The sequence below is a fragment of the Ruegeria sp. YTSA144 genome (assembly GCF_059610125.1).
In genome coordinates this window covers 1,083,165-1,101,704 of sequence record NZ_JBXWNA010000001.1, presented here as the reverse complement: position 1 = coordinate 1,101,704, position 18,540 = coordinate 1,083,165, and the positions used below count along the sequence as shown (strand labels likewise).

17 protein-coding genes are annotated in these 18,540 nt (G+C 60.0%); 6 read left to right on the top strand and 11 right to left on the bottom strand.

The window, feature by feature from the left end; translation table 11 throughout:
• Positions 1 to 512 precede the first annotated feature (512 nt).
• Entirely contained in the window at positions 513 to 1,172 is a 660-nt protein-coding gene (gene gph, locus AC2FF8_RS05530) for a phosphoglycolate phosphatase (protein ID WP_496879132.1), read from the bottom strand.
• 206 nt (positions 1,173 to 1,378) lie between these two features.
• On the opposite strand from gph, the gene hemP reads away from it, so the two are divergent.
• Positions 1,379 to 1,546: a hemin uptake protein HemP gene (hemP, locus tag AC2FF8_RS05525; RefSeq protein ID WP_496718822.1), complete on the top strand. Its 168-nt coding sequence runs from the start codon at positions 1,379 to 1,381 to the stop codon at positions 1,544 to 1,546.
• A complete protein-coding gene (locus AC2FF8_RS05520; protein ID WP_257599238.1) occupies positions 1,543 to 2,019 on the top strand; it encodes a hypothetical protein in 477 nt (158 codons plus the stop codon). Before hemP ends, AC2FF8_RS05520 begins: the two co-directional genes overlap by 4 nt.
• Positions 2,020 to 2,069: 50 nt before the next feature.
• On the opposite strand, the gene AC2FF8_RS05515 is transcribed toward AC2FF8_RS05520, so the two are convergent.
• The 8 genes from AC2FF8_RS05515 to AC2FF8_RS05480 all read right to left on the bottom strand — a co-directional run bounded on the left by AC2FF8_RS05515 (position 2,070) and on the right by AC2FF8_RS05480 (position 13,050).
• Positions 2,070 to 5,135 (bottom strand): aminotransferase class III-fold pyridoxal phosphate-dependent enzyme, encoded by a 3,066-nt coding sequence (locus AC2FF8_RS05515; protein WP_496879131.1) that lies wholly within the window; start codon positions 5,133 to 5,135, stop codon positions 2,070 to 2,072.
• Between the two features lie 102 nt (positions 5,136 to 5,237).
• On the bottom strand, positions 5,238 to 6,110 hold the full coding sequence (locus AC2FF8_RS05510) for an NAD(P)-dependent oxidoreductase (RefSeq protein ID WP_480683728.1): 873 nt from the start codon (positions 6,108 to 6,110) through the stop codon (positions 5,238 to 5,240).
• A 101-nt stretch (positions 6,111 to 6,211) separates the two neighbouring features.
• The gene (gene cueR, locus AC2FF8_RS05505) at positions 6,212 to 6,601 is read right to left on the bottom strand and encodes a Cu(I)-responsive transcriptional regulator (protein WP_170346124.1); all 390 of its coding nucleotides are present in this window, start codon (positions 6,599 to 6,601) and stop codon (positions 6,212 to 6,214) included.
• Positions 6,598 to 9,066: a heavy metal translocating P-type ATPase gene (locus tag AC2FF8_RS05500; RefSeq protein ID WP_496879130.1), complete on the bottom strand. Its 2,469-nt coding sequence runs from the start codon at positions 9,064 to 9,066 to the stop codon at positions 6,598 to 6,600. The genes cueR and AC2FF8_RS05500 overlap by 4 nt, the downstream gene beginning before the upstream one ends.
• A 78-nt stretch (positions 9,067 to 9,144) precedes the next feature.
• Positions 9,145 to 9,909, bottom strand: a complete 765-nt coding sequence (locus AC2FF8_RS05495) for an SDR family NAD(P)-dependent oxidoreductase (protein ID WP_496879129.1) — start codon at positions 9,907 to 9,909, stop codon at positions 9,145 to 9,147.
• The gene (locus tag AC2FF8_RS05490) at positions 9,906 to 10,838 is read right to left on the bottom strand and encodes an SDR family oxidoreductase (protein ID WP_496879128.1); all 933 of its coding nucleotides are present in this window, start codon (positions 10,836 to 10,838) and stop codon (positions 9,906 to 9,908) included. The genes AC2FF8_RS05495 and AC2FF8_RS05490 overlap by 4 nt, the downstream gene beginning before the upstream one ends.
• Positions 10,835 to 11,737 carry a bile acid:sodium symporter family protein gene (locus tag AC2FF8_RS05485; RefSeq protein ID WP_170346128.1) on the bottom strand — a complete coding sequence of 301 codons (903 nt, stop codon included), beginning with the start codon at positions 11,735 to 11,737 and terminating at the stop codon, positions 10,835 to 10,837. The genes AC2FF8_RS05490 and AC2FF8_RS05485 overlap by 4 nt, the downstream gene beginning before the upstream one ends.
• Positions 11,734 to 13,050: a flavin-containing monooxygenase gene (locus tag AC2FF8_RS05480; RefSeq protein ID WP_496879127.1), complete on the bottom strand. Its 1,317-nt coding sequence runs from the start codon at positions 13,048 to 13,050 to the stop codon at positions 11,734 to 11,736. The genes AC2FF8_RS05485 and AC2FF8_RS05480 overlap by 4 nt, the downstream gene beginning before the upstream one ends.
• Before the next feature lie 65 nt (positions 13,051 to 13,115).
• Here AC2FF8_RS05480 and AC2FF8_RS05475 point away from each other — a divergent pair, with 65 nt between their 5' ends.
• Both AC2FF8_RS05475 and AC2FF8_RS05470 read left to right on the top strand, forming a co-directional pair.
• Positions 13,116 to 13,778 (top strand): TetR/AcrR family transcriptional regulator, encoded by a 663-nt coding sequence (locus AC2FF8_RS05475; protein WP_496879126.1) that lies wholly within the window; start codon positions 13,116 to 13,118, stop codon positions 13,776 to 13,778.
• A 257-nt stretch (positions 13,779 to 14,035) separates the two neighbouring features.
• On the top strand, positions 14,036 to 14,731 hold the full coding sequence (locus tag AC2FF8_RS05470; RefSeq protein WP_217355942.1) for a THxN family PEP-CTERM protein: 696 nt from the start codon (positions 14,036 to 14,038) through the stop codon (positions 14,729 to 14,731).
• A 384-nt stretch (positions 14,732 to 15,115) separates the two neighbouring features.
• Here the strand turns inward: AC2FF8_RS05470 and AC2FF8_RS05465 are convergent, their stop codons facing one another.
• On the bottom strand, positions 15,116 to 15,736 hold the full coding sequence (locus AC2FF8_RS05465) for a pyridoxamine 5'-phosphate oxidase family protein (RefSeq protein ID WP_425078794.1): 621 nt from the start codon (positions 15,734 to 15,736) through the stop codon (positions 15,116 to 15,118).
• A 10-nt stretch (positions 15,737 to 15,746) separates the two neighbouring features.
• Positions 15,747 to 16,211 (bottom strand): nuclear transport factor 2 family protein, encoded by a 465-nt coding sequence (locus tag AC2FF8_RS05460; RefSeq protein ID WP_170346132.1) that lies wholly within the window; start codon positions 16,209 to 16,211, stop codon positions 15,747 to 15,749.
• Between the two features lie 292 nt (positions 16,212 to 16,503).
• On the opposite strand from AC2FF8_RS05460, the gene AC2FF8_RS05455 reads away from it, so the two are divergent.
• The gene (locus AC2FF8_RS05455) at positions 16,504 to 17,067 is read left to right on the top strand and encodes a TetR/AcrR family transcriptional regulator (RefSeq protein WP_496879125.1); all 564 of its coding nucleotides are present in this window, start codon (positions 16,504 to 16,506) and stop codon (positions 17,065 to 17,067) included.
• A gap of 141 nt (positions 17,068 to 17,208) precedes the next feature.
• Positions 17,209 to 18,366 carry an acyl-CoA dehydrogenase family protein gene (locus AC2FF8_RS05450; RefSeq protein ID WP_425078793.1) on the top strand — a complete coding sequence of 386 codons (1,158 nt, stop codon included), beginning with the start codon at positions 17,209 to 17,211 and terminating at the stop codon, positions 18,364 to 18,366.
• Positions 18,367 to 18,540: the final 174 nt, after the last annotated feature.

Genomic DNA, 18,540 nt, shown 5'->3' with positions numbered 1-18,540 from the left:
GGCGCGGAATTCAGCCGCGATTGGTGCAGATCGTTTGGTTTTGAGTGTCAAACACACGTGTTTGTCAGGCCGTTAAAGATCTGAACCGGCGGGTTCGGACGGTCCATTGGCTGAGCACCTTTCTGTTCAGGTAAATTCGGGGTTGCATGATTTCTGACGGGTTTTCCTAGGGTTACCCTTGATCTGCAATCGATGTGCAGATCAACCCTCCGAAGCTGCGGGCCAGAAGCCCGTTTTGCATGCGAAAAATTGCAGATGAAGAGAGCCGGGAAATCGCCAATTTTCCCTTATTTTTCACGTTTTTTGGAGAACTACGGGAAACCCCCAATTTCGCGCCGCGACAAACAGGGGTAAACATGACCTACCGTACTTACCACACACACACACGGTATTAACTTTCCCCGATGAGGGGCTGGTCACACCCCCTCGGCCGGCCCCTCTTAACTTTTGGGGTCAGTGGCAATGCGGATCGTTGCCAATGTCGAAGGGTGTGATGATCTTCCCGAGCGGTGTCAGCTTTTGATCAAACCGGCGACGAGCGCGGGCAAGTCTTGCGATGCGCAATAGGCCACGGTGTGTGGAATCTCCGCGACCGGCGTCTTCCGATACCCTTCGGTAAACAGCAAAAACGGGATTTTCGCCCGAGCGGCCGTTTCCGCGTCAACTTCGCTGTCGCCGACGAACAAAAGTGGGCCAGAAGCCTGAAGCGCATCGAAGCTTGCGAACAGATGGTTGGGGTCCGGTTTTCGCGTCGAAAGGCTGTCGCCACCAATAACAACGTCGAAGAATTGCGACAGGTTCAGCGCCTCAAGCACATGCCGTGCGGGCGCTTCTGGTTTGTTGGTGCAGATACCCAAAGCGCACCCCATCTGTCGCAAGGCAACCAGCGCTTCGGGGATGCCTGGGTAAGGAACAGTCGTTTCGCTTGCAGCGGCATTGTAATGCTTCAGGGTCAGTTGCGTCAGTTCCGCATGGCGGTCCAGCGGCAGGCCGCAATGCAGGATCACGCGTTCAACCAGTTTGGGCAAACCGTTGCCGACGAATCCTTTGATGATGTCCGTCGGCAAAGGATCATGCCCAACGTCGTTCAGCGTGCGGTTGGCCGCCGCCGCCAGATCGCCCAGGCTGTCCACCAGCGTTCCGTCCAGATCGAATACAACTGCTGCGGTCATGTTTGCTTGCCCTTCTTCGTACGACCCAAGACCTAACCCGCCCTGTTCCGGGGGGCAATCGCCTGTTTCAAAACGACGCTTGACAAACCTTACTAAAATAATCAGATTAAGCGACACGAACAGAAAGCCAGCCCTTTCGGGGTCAGCCAGATCACATGAAACGCGATAGATATGGCACCATGCCGAAACGCTCTGGAGATGTCCCGATGAACGTACAGAACCCGACCCCAACCCAAGGTTACGCTGTCTCGATGCTTCCCGCGCACAAGGCCGAGGATCTGACCAAGGGCGGAAACCTGGCCCAAATAGAACTGGGAGATCAGCTCTATACCCTGCGCATCACCCGCGCAGGCAAACTGATCCTGACGAAATGAGCGCGCCTTTCAAGCGCGGCGGCGCAGCGGTGGGCCGCCTTGCCGATCTCGATCCCATCGAAGCGGGCGCCGTGATGTATCTGCGGATGTGGAGCGACGGTGAGGGCGGGCGCGCCGACGCTGCCAGCGATTTCCAAGTCGCGCTGGGCGCGGAATGCGGGCGTGCGGCAATGCTGACCCTGGATCGCTTGTGTTCGCTATGCGCCACCCATGGCCGCCGTCCTTTGATCCGGCATGGTCTTGGATGTGCATGCCTTGGCGCGGATGAGAATTGCTTTGCCCAGATGATCGCGGCAGCGTCCGAAGGGGCGCGTGAAGACGCGATGATGCTGGCGTCCTTGATCGTGCGTCCGGATTTTGCCCCCGCCTTGGCATCCCTGTCGGAAGAACTGGGACTGACTCTCAGACGTATGACGGCTGGTTTCGAAATGCCGATCACCGGCCACCAGACCCCCTCGGCCGTGCTCCACTGACCCTGAGTGTTGAACGGCCAAACCCCGGCGATGCGCCGGGGTTTTTTCGTTCAGCAGCACCCGCATCCGGCATGGTGATGGTCATGATCGCACACAAGGGCAGGGGTGAAGTCACCCACTTCGGACAACACATCCCGCAGCGCCCACAGGATCATGTCAACATCCTCGGCTTCGATGGTCAGGGGCGGGCGAATCTTCAGGATGTTGTCCTTGGGTCCCTCGCTGCCGATCAGGATGCGATGATCGCGCATCCGGTTTTTGACATAGCTGCAAATCTCGGTACCTTCGCTTCCGTCGGGGTTGATCAGTTCCACGCCGAGAAACAGCCCCATACCCCGCACGTCGCCAACGCAACCAAAGTCGGTTTCGATCTGGCGCAGCCCCGCCATCAGCCGATCCCCCATCAGGCGGGCATTGTCCTGCAAGCCTTCGTCGTCAACGATATCCAGCACCTCTTTGCCGATCCGGCAGGACAGGGTCGAGCCGCCAAAGGTCGAAAAGAACTCAATCCCGTTGTTGAAGCTGTCCGCGATCTCTGTGGTCGTCACCAGCACGCCCAGCGGGTGCCCGTTGCCGATTGGCTTGCCCATCACCACGATATCCGGAACCGCGCCCTGGTGTTCGAAGCCAAAATAGTATTCGCCCAGTCGTCCCAGACCTGTCTGCACCTCATCGGCGATGCAAACGCCGCCGGCAGCACGGATTTTTTCGTAAACCGCAGGCAGATAGCCCTTGGGCGGAATGATCTGTCCGCCGACGGACGGGAAGGTTTCCGCGATGAAACCGGCCACGCCCTGTCTCCGGTCCCGAAGGGCCGCAATCGCCGGATCGACAAGATCAGCAAATCTTTGCGCCCGGTCCGCATCATCTCGCTTGAATGACCCGCGATAGTCATCCGCAACCTCGACCAGTTCAACCCAGTCGGCTTTCCCGATGCCGCCCGGTTTGTTGAACTTGTAGGCCGAGATCGCCACCGCAGCGTTCGTGTTGCCGTGATAGCCGTGATCCGGCGTCACGATCCCCTTCGCGCCGGTATGGGCGCGGGCCAGCCGCAGGGCCAGTTCGTTGGCCTCGGTTCCCGAGTTGACGAAAAAGCAGACCTGTAGGTGATCCGGCAGCTTGGACAGGATCTTATCGGCAAACTCCACCTGTGCCGGATGCAGATAGCGGGTGTTCGAGTTCATGCGCCTTAGCTGATCCGCAGCCACGGCCTGAATGCGCGGATGCGCGTGCCCCACATGCGGGACGTTGTTGTAGGCGTCCAGATAGGGGCGTCCCCATTCGTCGAACAGGTGATGCTTCCAGCCGCGCACCAGCATGACCGGATCGTCATAGGTCAGGGACAGGTTGCCCCCGAAATGCGCCCGCCGTTTGTTCAGGATTTCCGCTTTGTCCGTAGGGTGATAGAACACCTTGTCATCCGGCAGGTTCAGCAACGCCGCCGGGTTCGGGCAGACCGCGTGCCACAGCTCCATCTCGTCCGGATCGCCGACGCCGGGCCAGTCCGCTTCCATGCCATCAGTGGTGAGCGCCAGTTGGAAATGCACATGCGGAGCCCATCCGCCATTCTGGCTGGCATCTCCCAACCTGGCAAACGCGGCTCCCTGTGCCACCGGGTCCCCTGGTTTCAGCCGGTCGCAGCATTCCGGGTCCAGATGGCCATAGAGCGTATAGAACGGGTCGCCTTCGGGCGTTTCGTGATGCAGGATGATCACGCCGCCGTAATCAAGGTGCTGGTCGCGGTTCTCGACCACTTCGACCCGCCCGCTCATCGGTGCATGCAGAACCGTCCCGGCACGCGCAAACACATCCACCGCCAAATGCACCGTCCGCCTGTCTGAGGCTTTCCAGGGGCCCTTGCGGAACCCCGGCTCGGCATAGATCAGGCGGGGCTCGTTATAGTAACCCAGCCACAACCCCTCACCATATTCCTCGCCAACCCGCGCAGCCTCGGCCAAAGGCATGTGGAACGGGTCTTGGGGCCAGACGCAGTTTTCGACCGAAAGCGAGCCCATGGGCACGTCGCTCAGATCCTGGCCGAACATGTCGGCAAAATGTCCCCGGTGTTCCTGAAGATAGGCGTGGATGCGTTCAGCCCCATCGACAACCGGCAAGCCGCAAGCCGCCCGCAACCGCGCCGACATCAGCCCGCCATTGACGGATGCGTTCTCAAGGAACCGCCAGGCAGGCGCCTGAGAGATCGTCACATAGGGATCATCCGGATTCTCGGCCGCCATCAGGGTCGAGTTGACGACCGACACGGCAAGCCGCATCCTCAGCAACGGCCAGATCAGGTCAACCTCATCCGCCCGCAGCCGGTTGGCCGCGTGATAGCCCTTTACCAGAGCAGCCAGTGCCCGTTCCGGCTTGGGGTGATCCAGCACGACATAAGCGCCGGCAATCGCCAGATCGCAGATGCGCGGCGCGGCGCACATGTCACCCAGATCGATCAGGCCCGAAATCCGCCGCCGCTCGCTCAGTTCCCCTTCGACCAGAATGTTGTAGTCATTGGCGTCATTGTGGATAGCCTGTTTCGGCAGGTCCGCAAGGACATCCGCGATTGCAGCGAACCCCTCACAGATTTCCGTCAGCAGTGCCCGTCGCGCGGGGTCAGGGATCGCGTTTAACTTGTCAGCAATCCAGCCCGCCTGCATCAGATCCCATTTGAAACCGGCCCGGTGCAGTCCCGCATGCTCAAACCCTTCCAGGGCCCGGTCGGTCGCCCCCAATACGCGCCCCAGTTTCAGGATCAGCTCTTCGGATTTTGGTGCGGCCTTCGCGTAACATTGCCCCGGCAGGCACTCCAACAGCCAAACCAGCCTGCGCTGCCCTTCAGAATCGGCGATCTCGGGCAGCGTTGCGCCGGCCAAATCGGGGAACACCTTGGGAAACGGCAACCCCGGTGCCTCTGAAGAGATATGCGCCAGCGCCTTGATCTGAAGATCAACCAGATCGGCATCGCATCCGGCCCGCATGGCTTTCAGCACATAATCCTGACCATTGGTGGCCTGCACCAGAAAGTTCAGGTCATATTCACCATCCAACCGCGTCAAACGGGCGTCCAGCCCCCAGAGCTGCCGCAGCGCGGCCGTCCAAAAAGCATTCAAATCGTCCATCCCGTCTCCGCCCCGATCGCGCCGGAGCCCTCTTCATCTGGCCAAAAATATCCTCGGGGGGAATCGCGCCTTGGCGCGATGGGGGGCAGACAGCCCCCCGCCTTACCCCATGGCCCGCAGGCGCTTGATCAACGACGAGGTGTCCCAGCGGCCACCACCCAGTTTCTGTACATCCTTGTAAAACTGATCGACCAGAGCGGTGACGGGCAGGGACGCGCCGGTTTCATCGGCGGTATCCAGACAGATACCCAGATCCTTGCGCATCCAGTCGACGGCAAAGCCATGTTCAAACTGATCATCCAGCATGGTCTCATACCGGTTTGCCATCTGCCAGCTCCCCGCCGCGCCCTGGCTGATCACCTCGACCACCGCGCGTCCGTCCAGCCCAGCCTTCTCGGCAAAGTGCAACGCTTCGCTGAGACCCTGAACCAACCCAGCGATGGCGATCTGGTTGCACATCTTGGTCATCTGGCCCGCGCCGCTGTCCCCGATCCGGCGGCAGATCTTTGCATAGACCTGCATCACCGGTTCAGCCGCATCATAGGCCGCCTGATCTCCGCCGCACATGATTGACAGAACACCGTTTTCAGCGCCTGCCTGACCGCCCGAGATCGGCGCGTCCACAAAGGCTATACCCCGTGATTGGCCGGCAGCGTACAATTCCCGCGTGACCTTTGCAGACACCGTCGTGTGGTCGACGAAAACAGCCCCGCTGGACATGCCGTGAAATGCGCCATCGCCGCCGGTGCAAACCATGCGCAGATCGTCGTCATTGCCGACGCAGGCCATCACAAACTCGGCCCCTTCAGCCGCGTCTTTCGGGGTGGCCGCCATCGACCCGCCATGCTGCTTTACCCAGGCTTCGGCCTTGGCGGCCGTGCGGTTGTAGACAGTAACGTCATGACCCGCGGCCTGAAGATGCCCAGCCATGGGATAGCCCATGACGCCCAGACCAAGGAACGCGACTTTTGCCATTTTGTGATCCTCTCCGCTGTTCGGTCGGCTTCAGCGGTGGATGCCTGGCCGAAATGTTTGGCGAAGACAAAGCAAAGCTGCGCCCAAAGGGCAACCCCAAGTCAGCCTTTCCCGCCCAGATCCCGCAGGATCGGGCAATCAGGCCGGTCATCCCCGGCGCAGGCGTCGATCAGGTGGCTCAGCGTCTCGCGCATCGCGTTCAGGTCGGCGATCTTGGCTTCGATCTGCGCCAGATGATCCCGCGCGACCTGTTTCACATCTGCGCTGGCGCGGGTTTCATCCTCGTAAAGCGCCAGCAATGTCCGGCAATCCTCGATGGTGAACCCAAGCGCCCGGGCGCGGCCCAGAAAGTTCAGCTTGTGCACGTCCTGATCGCGAAACCGGCGATAGCCGTTGTCATCGCGCAGCGGTTTGATGAGGTTGATATCTTCATAATACCGGATTGTCTTGGCAGGCAGGCCGGTGCGGGCGGACACATCTCCGATATTCATGCATGCACCTCCTTGGCGGGCGGGATCGGGGTTTCCGGTACGCTGGCTCGGACGCGACGCAGGCGCAGCGCGTTCGAGACGACAAAGACACTGGACAGCGCCATCGCGCCAGCCGCCAATGCCGGAGACAACAGATGGCCGCCGAACGGGTAAAGGGCGCCAGCAGCGACGGGGATCAGCAGGACGTTGTAACCAAACGCCCATCCCAGGTTCTGGCGAATGTTCCGCATTGTCCGGCGGCTGATCTCGGTCGCATTTGCAACCCCGCGCAGATCACCGGACATCAGGACGACATCGGCCGTTTCGATGGCTACATCCGTGCCCGTCCCGATGGCGATGCCGATATCAGCCGTTGCCAGCGCCGGGGCGTCGTTTATGCCGTCGCCGACGAAAGCCAGCGTTCCGAACTGGTCCCGCAAGGCGGTGACCGCATCCACCTTGCCGTCGGGCAGCACTTCGGCGGTGACGTGATCGATCCCCAGCCGATCAGCCAGAGCCTGCGCGGTGCGCGCGTTGTCTCCGGTGACCATGGCCACGGTCAGACCCATTTGGTGAAGCCGCTCCAGCGCTTCTTCGGTGCCGGGTTTGACCGGGTCGGACACCGACAACGTGGCCGCGGCCTGTCCATCCATTGCGACGAACAATGGTGTTGCCCCTTCGGCGGCGCGGGCCTCTGCCTCGCTTGCCAGGGGTCCAAGGTCGATTCCGCGTTGTTGCATAAGCCGGTGCGACCCGATCAACACGTTCCGGCCTTCAACCAGCCCCTGCATGCCAAGCCCGGTAATCGACAGGACGTCCGTCGCCTCTGGCAGCGTCGCAGGCCCGGCCCGGGTGATCGCCGAAGCTATCGGGTGTTCCGACCGCGCCTCGAGGGCGGCGGCCAGCCGCACAACCTCATCCCTGTCAAATCCATTCGCCGTCAAAACACTGACCAGTTCCGGACGGCCCAGTGTCAGGGTCCCGGTCTTGTCCAGCGCGATGACGCGTGCCTGCTGAAGCTGTTGCAGGGCATCGCCCTTGCGGAACAGAACCCCCAGTTCGGCCGCTCGCCCGGTGCCGACCATGATCGAGGTCGGCGTGGCCAGCCCCATGGCACAAGGGCAGGCTATGATCAGCACCGAAACACCAGCGACAAGCGCCAGCGGCAGGGCCGGTCTTGGGCCGAAAATCAGCCAGGCTGCGACGGTGATCATGGCGACCAGGATGACCGCCGGGACAAAGCGATATGTAATCCGATCGACCAGGCCCTGGATCGGCAGCTTGGCCCCCTGCGCCTGCTGCACCATGCGGATGACCTGCGCCAGCACGGTGTCACCCCCGACGCGCGTCGCACGAACCCGCAAGGCGCCGGTGCCATTCACGGTTCCCCCGACAACCGCTGCACCGGCTGATTTGCCAACCGGTATCGGCTCGCCCGTGATCATGCTTTCATCCACGTACGAGGTGCCCTCGAGCACTTCGGCATCCACCGGCACACGTTCGCCCGGGCGGATGTGCAGGATGTCGCCCACCGCAATCTCGGCGATAGGACGGTCTTCCATCCGGCCATCGACTTCGATCCGCGCGCTTTTGGGCTGAAGGCCCGCCAGTTTACGGATCGCGGCCCCGGTTTTGCCCTTGGCGCGCGCCTCCATCAGCCGGCCCAGAAGGATCAGAACGACAATCACGGCCGCCGCCTCGTAGTAGACGTTGGCAGTTCCGATCGGTAATGCACCGGGGGCGAATGTGGCCACGACCGAATACAGATAGGCCGCCCCGGTTCCCAGCGCGACCAGCGCGTTCATATCCGGCGTGCCCCGCAGCAACGACGGGATGCCCTTGCGATAGAACACGCGACCGGGCCCCAGCAGCAGGGCCGATGTCAGGGCGAACTGAATCAACTGGCTGTTCTGCGCGCCGATGGTGGCGTGAACCCAGTGATGGAAAGCGGGAATCATGTGCCCGCCCATCTCAAGAACGAACACAGGCATGGCGAGTACGGCGGCCAATATAGTGGTCCGGGTCAAACTTTGAATTTCGGCATCTTCGCGGTTTTCAGGTTTCAAAGCGCCTTGTAGCCGCGCCGGGTATCCGGTGCCGGTGACCACCTGCGCCAGCGCCTCTGGCGTTGTTGCCCCGGCAGCGTAAGTCACCGCGGCAGTTTGAGTCGCCAGATTGACCTGTGCTTCGATCACACCGGGGCTGGCCGTCAGCGCGCGCTCGATCTTGGCCACGCACGAGGCGCAGTTCATGCCTTCAATGCTCAGATCCACCCTGCTGGTCTCGGCCGGATACCCTGCCGCGTCCAGGGCTTTGGTCAGCGCCGAAACTGGCCCGTCAAAAGCCACCTGTGCGGACTTGGTTGCAAAGTTGACCGAGGCCGTTTCAACCCCGGGCACATCACGCAGCGCCCCTTCGACGCGGCCCACACAGGATGCGCATCCCATGCCCGTGATTTTCAGCTCTGTCAGTGCCTTTTGCGCCATGCGACTCGCCCCTGAAATTTCCTTGCTCACCAGATGGGGGTTCCAGTGACGGGAAGGTCAAGGGCCTGGGGCAGTTTTTTAGTGCCCCGCGCCGCGCATGTTGCGCTCCATCATGCGCTGATACAGGCGTGGCGAAAGGCGGTTGAGCCACCAGGACAGGCGCGCCACGCGGCCAACCGGGATCATGGGCAGCGATTTGTCCAGCCCGCGCAGGATCGTTTCAGCGGCGGCCTCGGGGCTCATCTCGTCCATCCCGTCCTTCGCCGATCCGGGCCGGGCTGTGCCATCCGCTTGCTCTTGCGCATTGCCGGGGTTGGTTGCCACAAAGGACGGCGCAGCGATCTGGACCTGAACGCCATGAGGGGCTTCTTCCGAGCGCAGCGATTTGAAGAACCCTTCCAACGCGTGTTTCGAGGCAGCATAGGCCGTCCGATGGTAAAGCGGAGCAAACCCGGCCACCGATGAGATGGCCAGATGTGTCCCCTTTGACGCCCGAACCGGGTGCAAAAACGCGCGGGCCATTTCGACGGCCGCAAAATAGTTGATGTCAAACAGTGTTCGGTGACTGGCCGCGTCTGACTTTTCAAAGCCCCGGATTTGCGTGACACCGGCGTTGTAGATGACCAGATCTATACTGTCGCAGGTCGTGATCGCCCTTTGGCACGCGCTGGCAAGCTGCGCGGGGTCCGTCAGATCACACGCGATTGGAAGCTGGTTCGACCCGGCGTCCAGACCTGAAACATCGAGATCCAGCAGCACCACCCGCCACCCGCGACTTTGCAGAGCCCGGCTGAGGGCCCGCCCCAAACCGCCCGCCCCGCCGGATATGACAGCCGTCTTCATAGCCCCGCCTGCTTTTGCCAGAGCGCGAATACCTGGGCGCTGGTTTTTTCGGGTGTGTAACCAAAGTCGGATTTCAGGGCAGTGTTGTCCAGAACCGGTCGATATTGCAGAAATCGCACCTGTTCCGGCCCATAACGGGACAGACCCAGCGGACGCGCAGCGGCCAAAGCCGATTTCAGCGCCCAAGCGGGCAGGCGCAGAACCGGTTTCCTCATGGCGCGGGCCAGATCGGTCACACCCATCGCGCCGTCCCCGGCGACATTGTAAACGCCAACCGGCCCGTCGGTTGCCGCGCGCTGAAGGATGCGTGCCAGATCATGCGTCCAAATGAACACAAACGGGCTTTCGCTGCCGACTACGGCCAGCAGGCGGGGTTTGTGAAACAGGGCGGTGATCTGGTTTTCGGACCCGGCCCCCAGAACCGTACCCACGCGCAGCACGACCTGTTCCAGATCGGGGGCGGCTCTGCGAACCTCGGCCAGCATCTCTTCGACCTGCCTTTTGTGATCGGAATACGGGAACTCGGGGTTGCCGCGCAGCGGATCATCCTCGCGCAGGGGCACGGGGTTGTCCGCGTGATAGCCGTAGGCCGCACCCGAGGATGTGACGACCAACCGGCGCACCCCGTTGGCAAGGGCTGCGTTCACCACCTTGCGGGTGCCCTCGACATCAACGGCATATGCCGCCGCCCGCTCCATTTTGGGCGGAGGCGTCACGATGGAGGCCAGATGCACAATGACTTCAGGCTTTACGTTGCAGATCACGCGCGCGGGGGCGTCGGTTGTCACATCCATGGGCAGATAGTGGACGTTTTCCGGCATGCTGTCGCGGCGTTTGATATCCGTGGCAAAAACCTCGTGCCCCTGGAGTTCGGGCAGCAGCGCCTGCCCGACCAACCCGGCGGCACCTGTGATCAGGATACGGGTCATCGCGCGGCCTCGGTTCGGGCCATGACCGACGCCAGGGCAATCCCCGAGATCGCGTGCCAGATGCCCCAGAACGCGGCCACGACAGCCATGCCGCCCAGCCCATGAAAGAAGGCAAAGATCAGCACCAGCCCAAGGCCGGAATTCTGAATGCCGGTTTCGATGGTGATGGCGCGGCGATCGAAGGGGGACAGCCGGGTCAGAGTGGCCACAACCCAACCGCCCCCCAGCGCCAGGGCGTTGTGAAGGACCACAAGCCCGGCAACAGCCCCGGCAAAACTGAGGAAGAACCCCCAGTTTGCGGCCAGGGCAAGTACGATGAAGGCCGCAAAGATACCCATCGACAGGTATTGCAGCGGCGCACGCAACCGTGCGGTCAGGGCCGGGCGGCGCTGGTTCAGAGCAATGCCCAGGACCAGAGGCAAGATCAGCATCAGCCCGACAAGGATTGCGATTTGCACCGGGTCAATCTGTGTCTGTTGCAGAATCGCGCGTGTCGGAGGATACAGCCCGCCCCAAAGCGCAATGTTGAAGGGCGTCATGAAAATCGCGCCGATGGTGGCAAAGGCGGTCATCGACACTGACAGCGCCGCATTGCCACCGGCGCGGTGGGTAATGAAGTTCGAAATATTGCCCCCCGGACAGGCGGCGACAAGGATCAGCCCAAGCGCGATCGACGGGCGCGGCTCCGTCATCCACACCAAAGCAAAGGTCAGAGCGGGCAAAACGATGAATTGGGATACCAGCCCGACAAGTACCGGCTTGGGCGCGCGCCTGAGACGATCAAAATCCCTTGGTGCCAGATCGATCGCAATCGAGAACATCACGATCGCCAATATCGCGTTCAACAGCGTCAGAGAGGCCGGGCTGAAATTCAGCGTGATTTCGTCGATACCACTCATACGGCGGCTTTCCGCAGCCGTTCGATCCACCCGGTGACAGCCTTTCTGTAAGTGGCCTTGTCCACGTAGTAAGCCATTCGCGGCAGATCGATATAGCTCATGCCTCCGGTGGCGCGCGTATAGTCTTTTTGCTTTTCGGTTTTCAGATCGGCCGCCACCGGGCAACCCTTCTGAAGACCTTTGATATAGCGCGCCACCATTTCGGCCTGCTCGTGCCTGCCTTGCCAGCCCAGACCCGTGGCCTCGACCATGCCCAGCACAAAAAGATCGTCCCGTTCGGGGTGCAGCGCGTTCAGGTACAGATGGGGGGCATCGCCCCGCCAGTTCAGCAGGCCCCGGTCGATGAACGGATAGTGCAGCTTGTATCCGGTTGCCGCGAGGATCATGTCGTAGTCTTCGCTGGAGCCATCCTTGAAATGAACAGTGTGACCCTCCAGCCGGTCGATATCGGGACGAATGCGCAGATCGCCATGGCCCGCGTGATACAGGACCAGCGAATTCACCACCGGATGGCTTTCGTAAAGCAGGTAATCGGGCTTGGGAAAGCCGTATTTCTGCGGATCACCGACAAACCAGCTGAGGATCAGGCTGTCCACCTTGCGCTTCAGCCACATGGGCAGGCGGATCTTGCCGCCCATCGTGTCGGCCGGTTTGCCGAAGACGTATTTGGGCACGAAGTAATAGCCGCGGCGCATGGACAGATCGCAGCGTTCTGCGTGATGGATTGCGTCAACCGCAATGTCACAGCCGGAATTGCCCGCGCCCACGACCAACACGCGCTTGCCGTCGAACTGGCTGGGGTACCGGTATTGCGAAGCATGGATCAACTCGCCGTCAAACGTGCCGGGAAAGCTGGGCATATTCGGTTCCGACAGGGTGCCGTTTGCAATCAGAACCCCTGCGAATTCAGCCTGATGCTCGCCTTCGGCGTCCCGCCATGCAACACGCCAACCGTCGCCGGATTTGCCCAGCGGAGTGATCCGGGTGACTTCTGCATTGAACTTGTAACTCTCACGCAGGCCGAAACGATCGGCAAAGGCCCGGAAATAGTCGCGCATCGCCCGGTGCGAGGGGTACTCGGCCACCGCCTCGTCCATCGGGAAATCCTCGAACTCGGTCATGCGTTTGGAAGAGATCAGATGCGCCGATTCATACATGGTTGATCTGGGGGCATCGATATCCCACAGACCGCCCACATCCGAATGCAATTCGAACCCCTGAAAGGCGATGCCCTGTTCCTTCAGCACCTTGGCTGCGGCCAAACCCATCGGCCCCGCCCCGATCAGGGCGAATGCGTTGCGCGTCTGTGTCATGAACCCTCCCGAAGTTTGCGATGCTTAACTTGAACGAACGACCAAAATAAGGCAAGATGAAATTCATGAGTCCAAAAAACATCGAAAAACCAAGGCAAAGAGCACCGTCCAAGCGATCGCTTGAAACCAAGGCGCGGATCATGGATGCGGCAGAAACCGTCTTTGCTGAACGGGGATTCGAAGGTGCGTCGATCCGGGACATCGCGGCATTGGCGGGGGTTCAGATTGGTCTTGTGCACCATCATGGTGGTGGCAAGGAGGAGTTGTTTTACCGAACGGTCGCGCGGCGCGCGGACGCGCTGGCGCAGCTTCGGATCGACGCATTGAACAGGGCCAGGGCTGTTGCTCCGCTGACGCTGCACAGCATTCTGGACAGCTTTATCCGACCCTATGTGGACCTGGCTGAAACGGGTGGGCCCGGATGGATGGCGTATGGGCGGTTGGTGGCCCACGTATCGGTTGACCCCAGGTGGCGCGATATCGCCGCAGAGTGTTTCGACCCCACCGCCCAGTTGTTCATCACCGAGATCGCCACGCTTTACCCGGATGTCGATCCAGCCGTTTTGGCAAGTGGCCAGGTTTATTCGGTCTCGGCGATGCTGGCCCATCTCAACAGTGGATGGCGGGTCGAAGCCCTGTCGCAGGGCGGTGACCTGTCCGGCATGGAACGTCTGGTGGACTTTTGCGCCGCCGGTATCGAAGCAATGGTACGATCCGGTCGTGAATGAACCCTCACGCGACGCCGGTTGTGCGTTCAATCGTTGAGGTGGTGCCCTGTATCTACATCTACATACCTGTTTCCAAAAACCGGACAATTAGCGCAGGTAGAACGATTGTGTCCTCTTTGACGCTCTTTGAGGCGTCATTCGCCTTGATTGAGGTGAAAACGTGGCGTCAATGTGGCGCGTGATCTGTAAATATGATTCTGTTGTGCTACTCTTTTACAGAGTGGTTTGTAACGAGTATCAGTTCGTAAGGTGGGCACATGACATTCATACGAAACATAGCTGCTGTCGCTGTTGCAGGCGTGATGGCTGCAAGCGGTGCGTCGGCGCTGACTATTTCCAGCATCTCGCCCTCTTGGCAAAACGTAAATCCAACGCCCGGCGTTACTGAAAGCACCTCTGGTTCAACGATCTCTCTTCGGTGGGGAAATGGCAGCAGCTCAAGTGGCTACGATTTCACGCCGACTGGCACGCCGATTTCAGGTCTGTTGCCTGATACGGCATTTGCTCTGGGACAGTTCTCGCATCTGAATTTCCCGATCACGGGAACAACGCTGAGCTCGGTCGACCTTCTTGTCGACATACTGATCAGCGGTGGCCCTCTGGTGTCTTCGTCGTTTGCGCTGACGCATAACGAAACATTGAATCGTCCAAGCAACTGTCCGGCGGATTCCACCCCTTGCGATGACATCGTGACCATTACCAATACTTTGGGCTCACAGAACTTCAGCTTTGGTGGGCAGAATTACGTGTTTTCAGTCCTGGGTTTCTCTCAGAACGGTGGCGGCACCATTTCAAACGGCTTCAGCACAACGGAAAACATGCAAAACGTCGCGACCCTGTACGGCCAATACACGATTGCCCCTGTGCCATTGCCCGCCGCTGGCTGGCTGCTTCTTGGCGGCATCAGTGGCTTGTTCGCAATGGGCCGCCGGAAAAAGCGCAGCACGGCCTGACCTGGCTTTTCGTGCTCTCACCATTCGTGTGGTGAAAGCAGACCTGGAACCGGGTCGCGTTTGGGCCAGGATGTTCAGTCTTTCAGAGCATGCGCCCCGTGGGCCCGAGTTGATGGCTTTGGCTTGAAAAGATTTGCGCTTGCCGGGCACCTGTCGCAATGCCGCCCGGGCATCACTCTTGCTGCAAATGTTCGAATAAAATCTTGCTGAATACCGATGGCGGTGACGTTCGCACGGCACTGGGCGAGGCGAAAAAACCGAACATGATGATCAGTATGATCAGGGCAGTACCGGCAAGACAAGCCGCCGAGAGGTGAAAGACCGAGCGAACCATTGCGACACTCCCTTCTCTTGATATCCGAAAATTCTGTGAGGGCTGAAACGTCAACCTGACTTTGCCAATTGTTGTTTCAGTCTTTGGTTTTCCGCCTGCAACTCTGCCAACTGCTGCCCCAGCCTGTTCAGATGAGGACGCAACTCTGCTTCGGTGAAGCGCGGTGTGATATGACTTGGGCAGTTCCAGTCCAGCGCCTCGACGCGGATGATCACGGCCCGTTCGGCCGGTGCCTCGGCCTCTTCCGGGTAAAGAGTGGCGGCCGCTGCTTCGCCTTCCGTGAATGCGACGCGCCCAAGGATCTTGAGACGGCGTCGGTTGGCGTAATCCATCAGGATCATCGCGATGCGATCGTTGCCGTCCAGATTCCCGCGCGAGATATACTGTTTGTTGCCCGAAAAATCCGCATATCCGATGGTCTGGGGCCCCAGCACTTTCAGAAACCCTGCCGGCCCGCCCCGATACTGCACATAGGGCCAGCCGGTCTCGGACACGGTGGATTGATAGAACCCGTCCCGTGCCTGAATGAACTCTTTCTCGGGGTCTCCGATCAGATGGCCTTGCTGGGGACCACCTTCAATGAACTTGGTATAGGTTCTGGCCGATCCCATCCTCTCCTGATGGGCGCGGACAGCGGGAGTGAACGTCAGTTCGGCAAAAGCGCGGGGCATGATTGTCCTTTCAAAGACCCAGTTCGGTCAATCCGGGGTGGTTTTCAGGGCGTTCGCCCAGGGGCCAATGGAACAGCCGGTCGCCTTCGGCAATGGGAAGATCGTTGAGCGAGGCATGGCGATGTGACATGCGCCCGTCATCGGCGAATTGCCAATTCTCATTCCCATAGGATCTGAACCACTGACCGCTGTCGTCGCGCCATTCATAGGCATAGCGCACGGCGATGCGATTTCCGGCAAAGGCCCACAGTTCCTTGATCAGGCGGTACTCCAGCTCTTTCCGCCATTTGCGGGTCAGAAAGGCGTGGATGTCGGTATGGCCGGACAGGAATTCAGCCCGATTCCGCCATTGACTGTCGTCGGTGTAGGCAGGCGTCACGCGGTCGGCGTCACGACTGTTCCAGGCATTTTCCGCCATGCGCACTTTTTGAGTGGCGGTTTCGGCGGTGAACGGGGGCAGAGGGGGTCTGGACATTTTGCAAAGGCTTTCAGGTGAGTGAGGCGGCAAGAATAGCCATGGTCAGAAGGAAGGGGACGTACTGAGGTGGAAAAATGCTGGCGCGACGTTTCATCGGTCAAATCCCATGGTGTACAGATCGGTTAACTTACGAATAAGGTGTACTGATCTGTAAACCTTTGCAAGTAAAAATTTCACGATGAGACTGGGCGTCTGGCAAAACCATTCCAAAACAATGCTTTGGCCTGGGGTCATTGTACTTCACGCTCCATGGTAATATGTACAGAACGGTACACCATGGAGCCGAATCATGCGCCCAAACAAACGGGATGAGTTGGTCAGCAAGGCCCTGAAGGTCTTTTACCGCGACGGGTTTCACGCAACCGGCATGGACAAGCTGGTTGTGGAAACGGGCGTGTCCAAGACGTCGATGTACAAGCATTTCCGCACCAAGGAAGACCTGATTGTCGCCGCGCTGCGCCTGCGGGATGAGAGCTTTCGCAACTGGTTCTTTCAACGCATCGACGAGATGGCGGAAACACCGGCCGAGCAGATCCTCGTCAGCTTCGATGCCCTGAAAGAGTGGTTCGAAGAGGACGGGTTCCGGGGCTGCATGTTCATCAAGGCCGGGGCCGAGTATCAGGACAAGGATCACCCGATCCATGTACAGGCCGCCGAACACAAACAGCTTTTGCTGGAACACTTCACGGCCATAGCCCAGCAGGCCGGCGCGCATGATCCTCGGAAGCTCGCGAGTCAGATCGTGTTGTTGCAAGAAGGAGCCATCGTATCCGCGGTCCTGCTCAAGAACTGCGATCCGGCGGAAGACGCCAAGGATGCGGCCAAGCACCTGTTGGCCAAAGCACTGGCTTAACCCCGCCGGTCAAAAGGAATTCTCTGACATTGCAGGCTGAGGAACGTTGCGTTGTTCCTCAAAGGGACGCCGCGTCACAAGGATTGGCGTGAATCGAACACGGCGCTAGCCTTTTCGGAAAGACCGATTGGAGGGCGTTCAATGTCACTTTTCACTTCGACTGCGGCATGGGTCACTGATGAACACCGCATGTTCGCGGATATGGCGGGTCGGTTCATGGATGACGAATTGTCGCCCAATATCGAAACCTGGGTTGAAAACGGCGTTGTGGATCGCGATTTCTGGCGCAAGGCCGGCGAAACCGGCCTGATGGCGGGTGCGATCCCCGAAGAATATGGCGGTGTCGGCGGCGGCATGGGCTTTGACGCCATCACGGCCTATGAACAGGGCGCGCGGGGTGATGCGGGTTGGGGCTATGGCATCCAGTCGATCGTGACCCACTATCTCACCGCTTATGGCAGCGAAGATCAGAAGCGGAAGTGGTTGCCCAAACTGGCGTCGGGTGAATTGGTCGGCGCGCTGGCAATGACCGAACCCAGTACCGGTTCGGACGTACAGGCGGTGCGGACGACTGCCGAGAAGGACGGCAACTCCTACCGGTTGAACGGGTCCAAAATCTTCATCACGAACGGACAGACTGCGGATTTGATCATCGTGGCCGCCAAGACCGACAAGTCCGCCGGCGCACGCGGCGTTTCGTTGATCGTGGTGGAAACCGACGGGTGTGAAGGTTTTCGCCGGGGGCGGAACCTCAAGAAACTGGGCATGAAGGGCAATGACACTGCCGAGTTGTTTTTCGAAGATGTCAAAGTGCCGATGACAAACCTGTTGGGCCCCGAGGAAGGGCAGGGTTTCTATCAGCTGATGAAACAGCTGCCGTGGGAACGACTGAATATCGCGATCATGGCGCTGGGCGCGATCGATTTCGCCATCGCCGAAACAGTGAAATACGTGCAGGAACGCAAAGCCTTTGGGCAGCGGGTGATGGATTTTCAGAATACCCGGTTCAAACTGGCGGAATGCAAGACCAAGGCCGAGGTTCTGCGCAGCTTCATCAATGATTGTATCGGGAAGCTGGAAGCAGGCGAACTGGACGCGGCCACGGCCTCGATGGCCAAATACTGGGGATCCGAGGTGCAGAATGAGATCATGCATGAATGCCTGCAACTGTTCGGCGGCTACGGGTTCATGATGGAATACCCGATTGCGCGTCTTTATGCGGATGCCAGGGTGCAGATGATCTATGGCGGCACCAACGAGGTCATGAAAGAGCTGATCGCGCGATCGCTCGACGTCTGAGCCCACCACGGGGCCTCTCCCGCCCGTCGTCGTCATTCCTGACGGAATGACTCCTCCGGTTGGGCCCGGCAGGCCCGGGCAAAGCCCGTTCCTGCCGGGCCTTTTTCGTTGTCGCAGCACGGGTCAAAAGGCCGCTTGCAAAGGGAGGGGCATCGGGATGATGATCCGCCGACA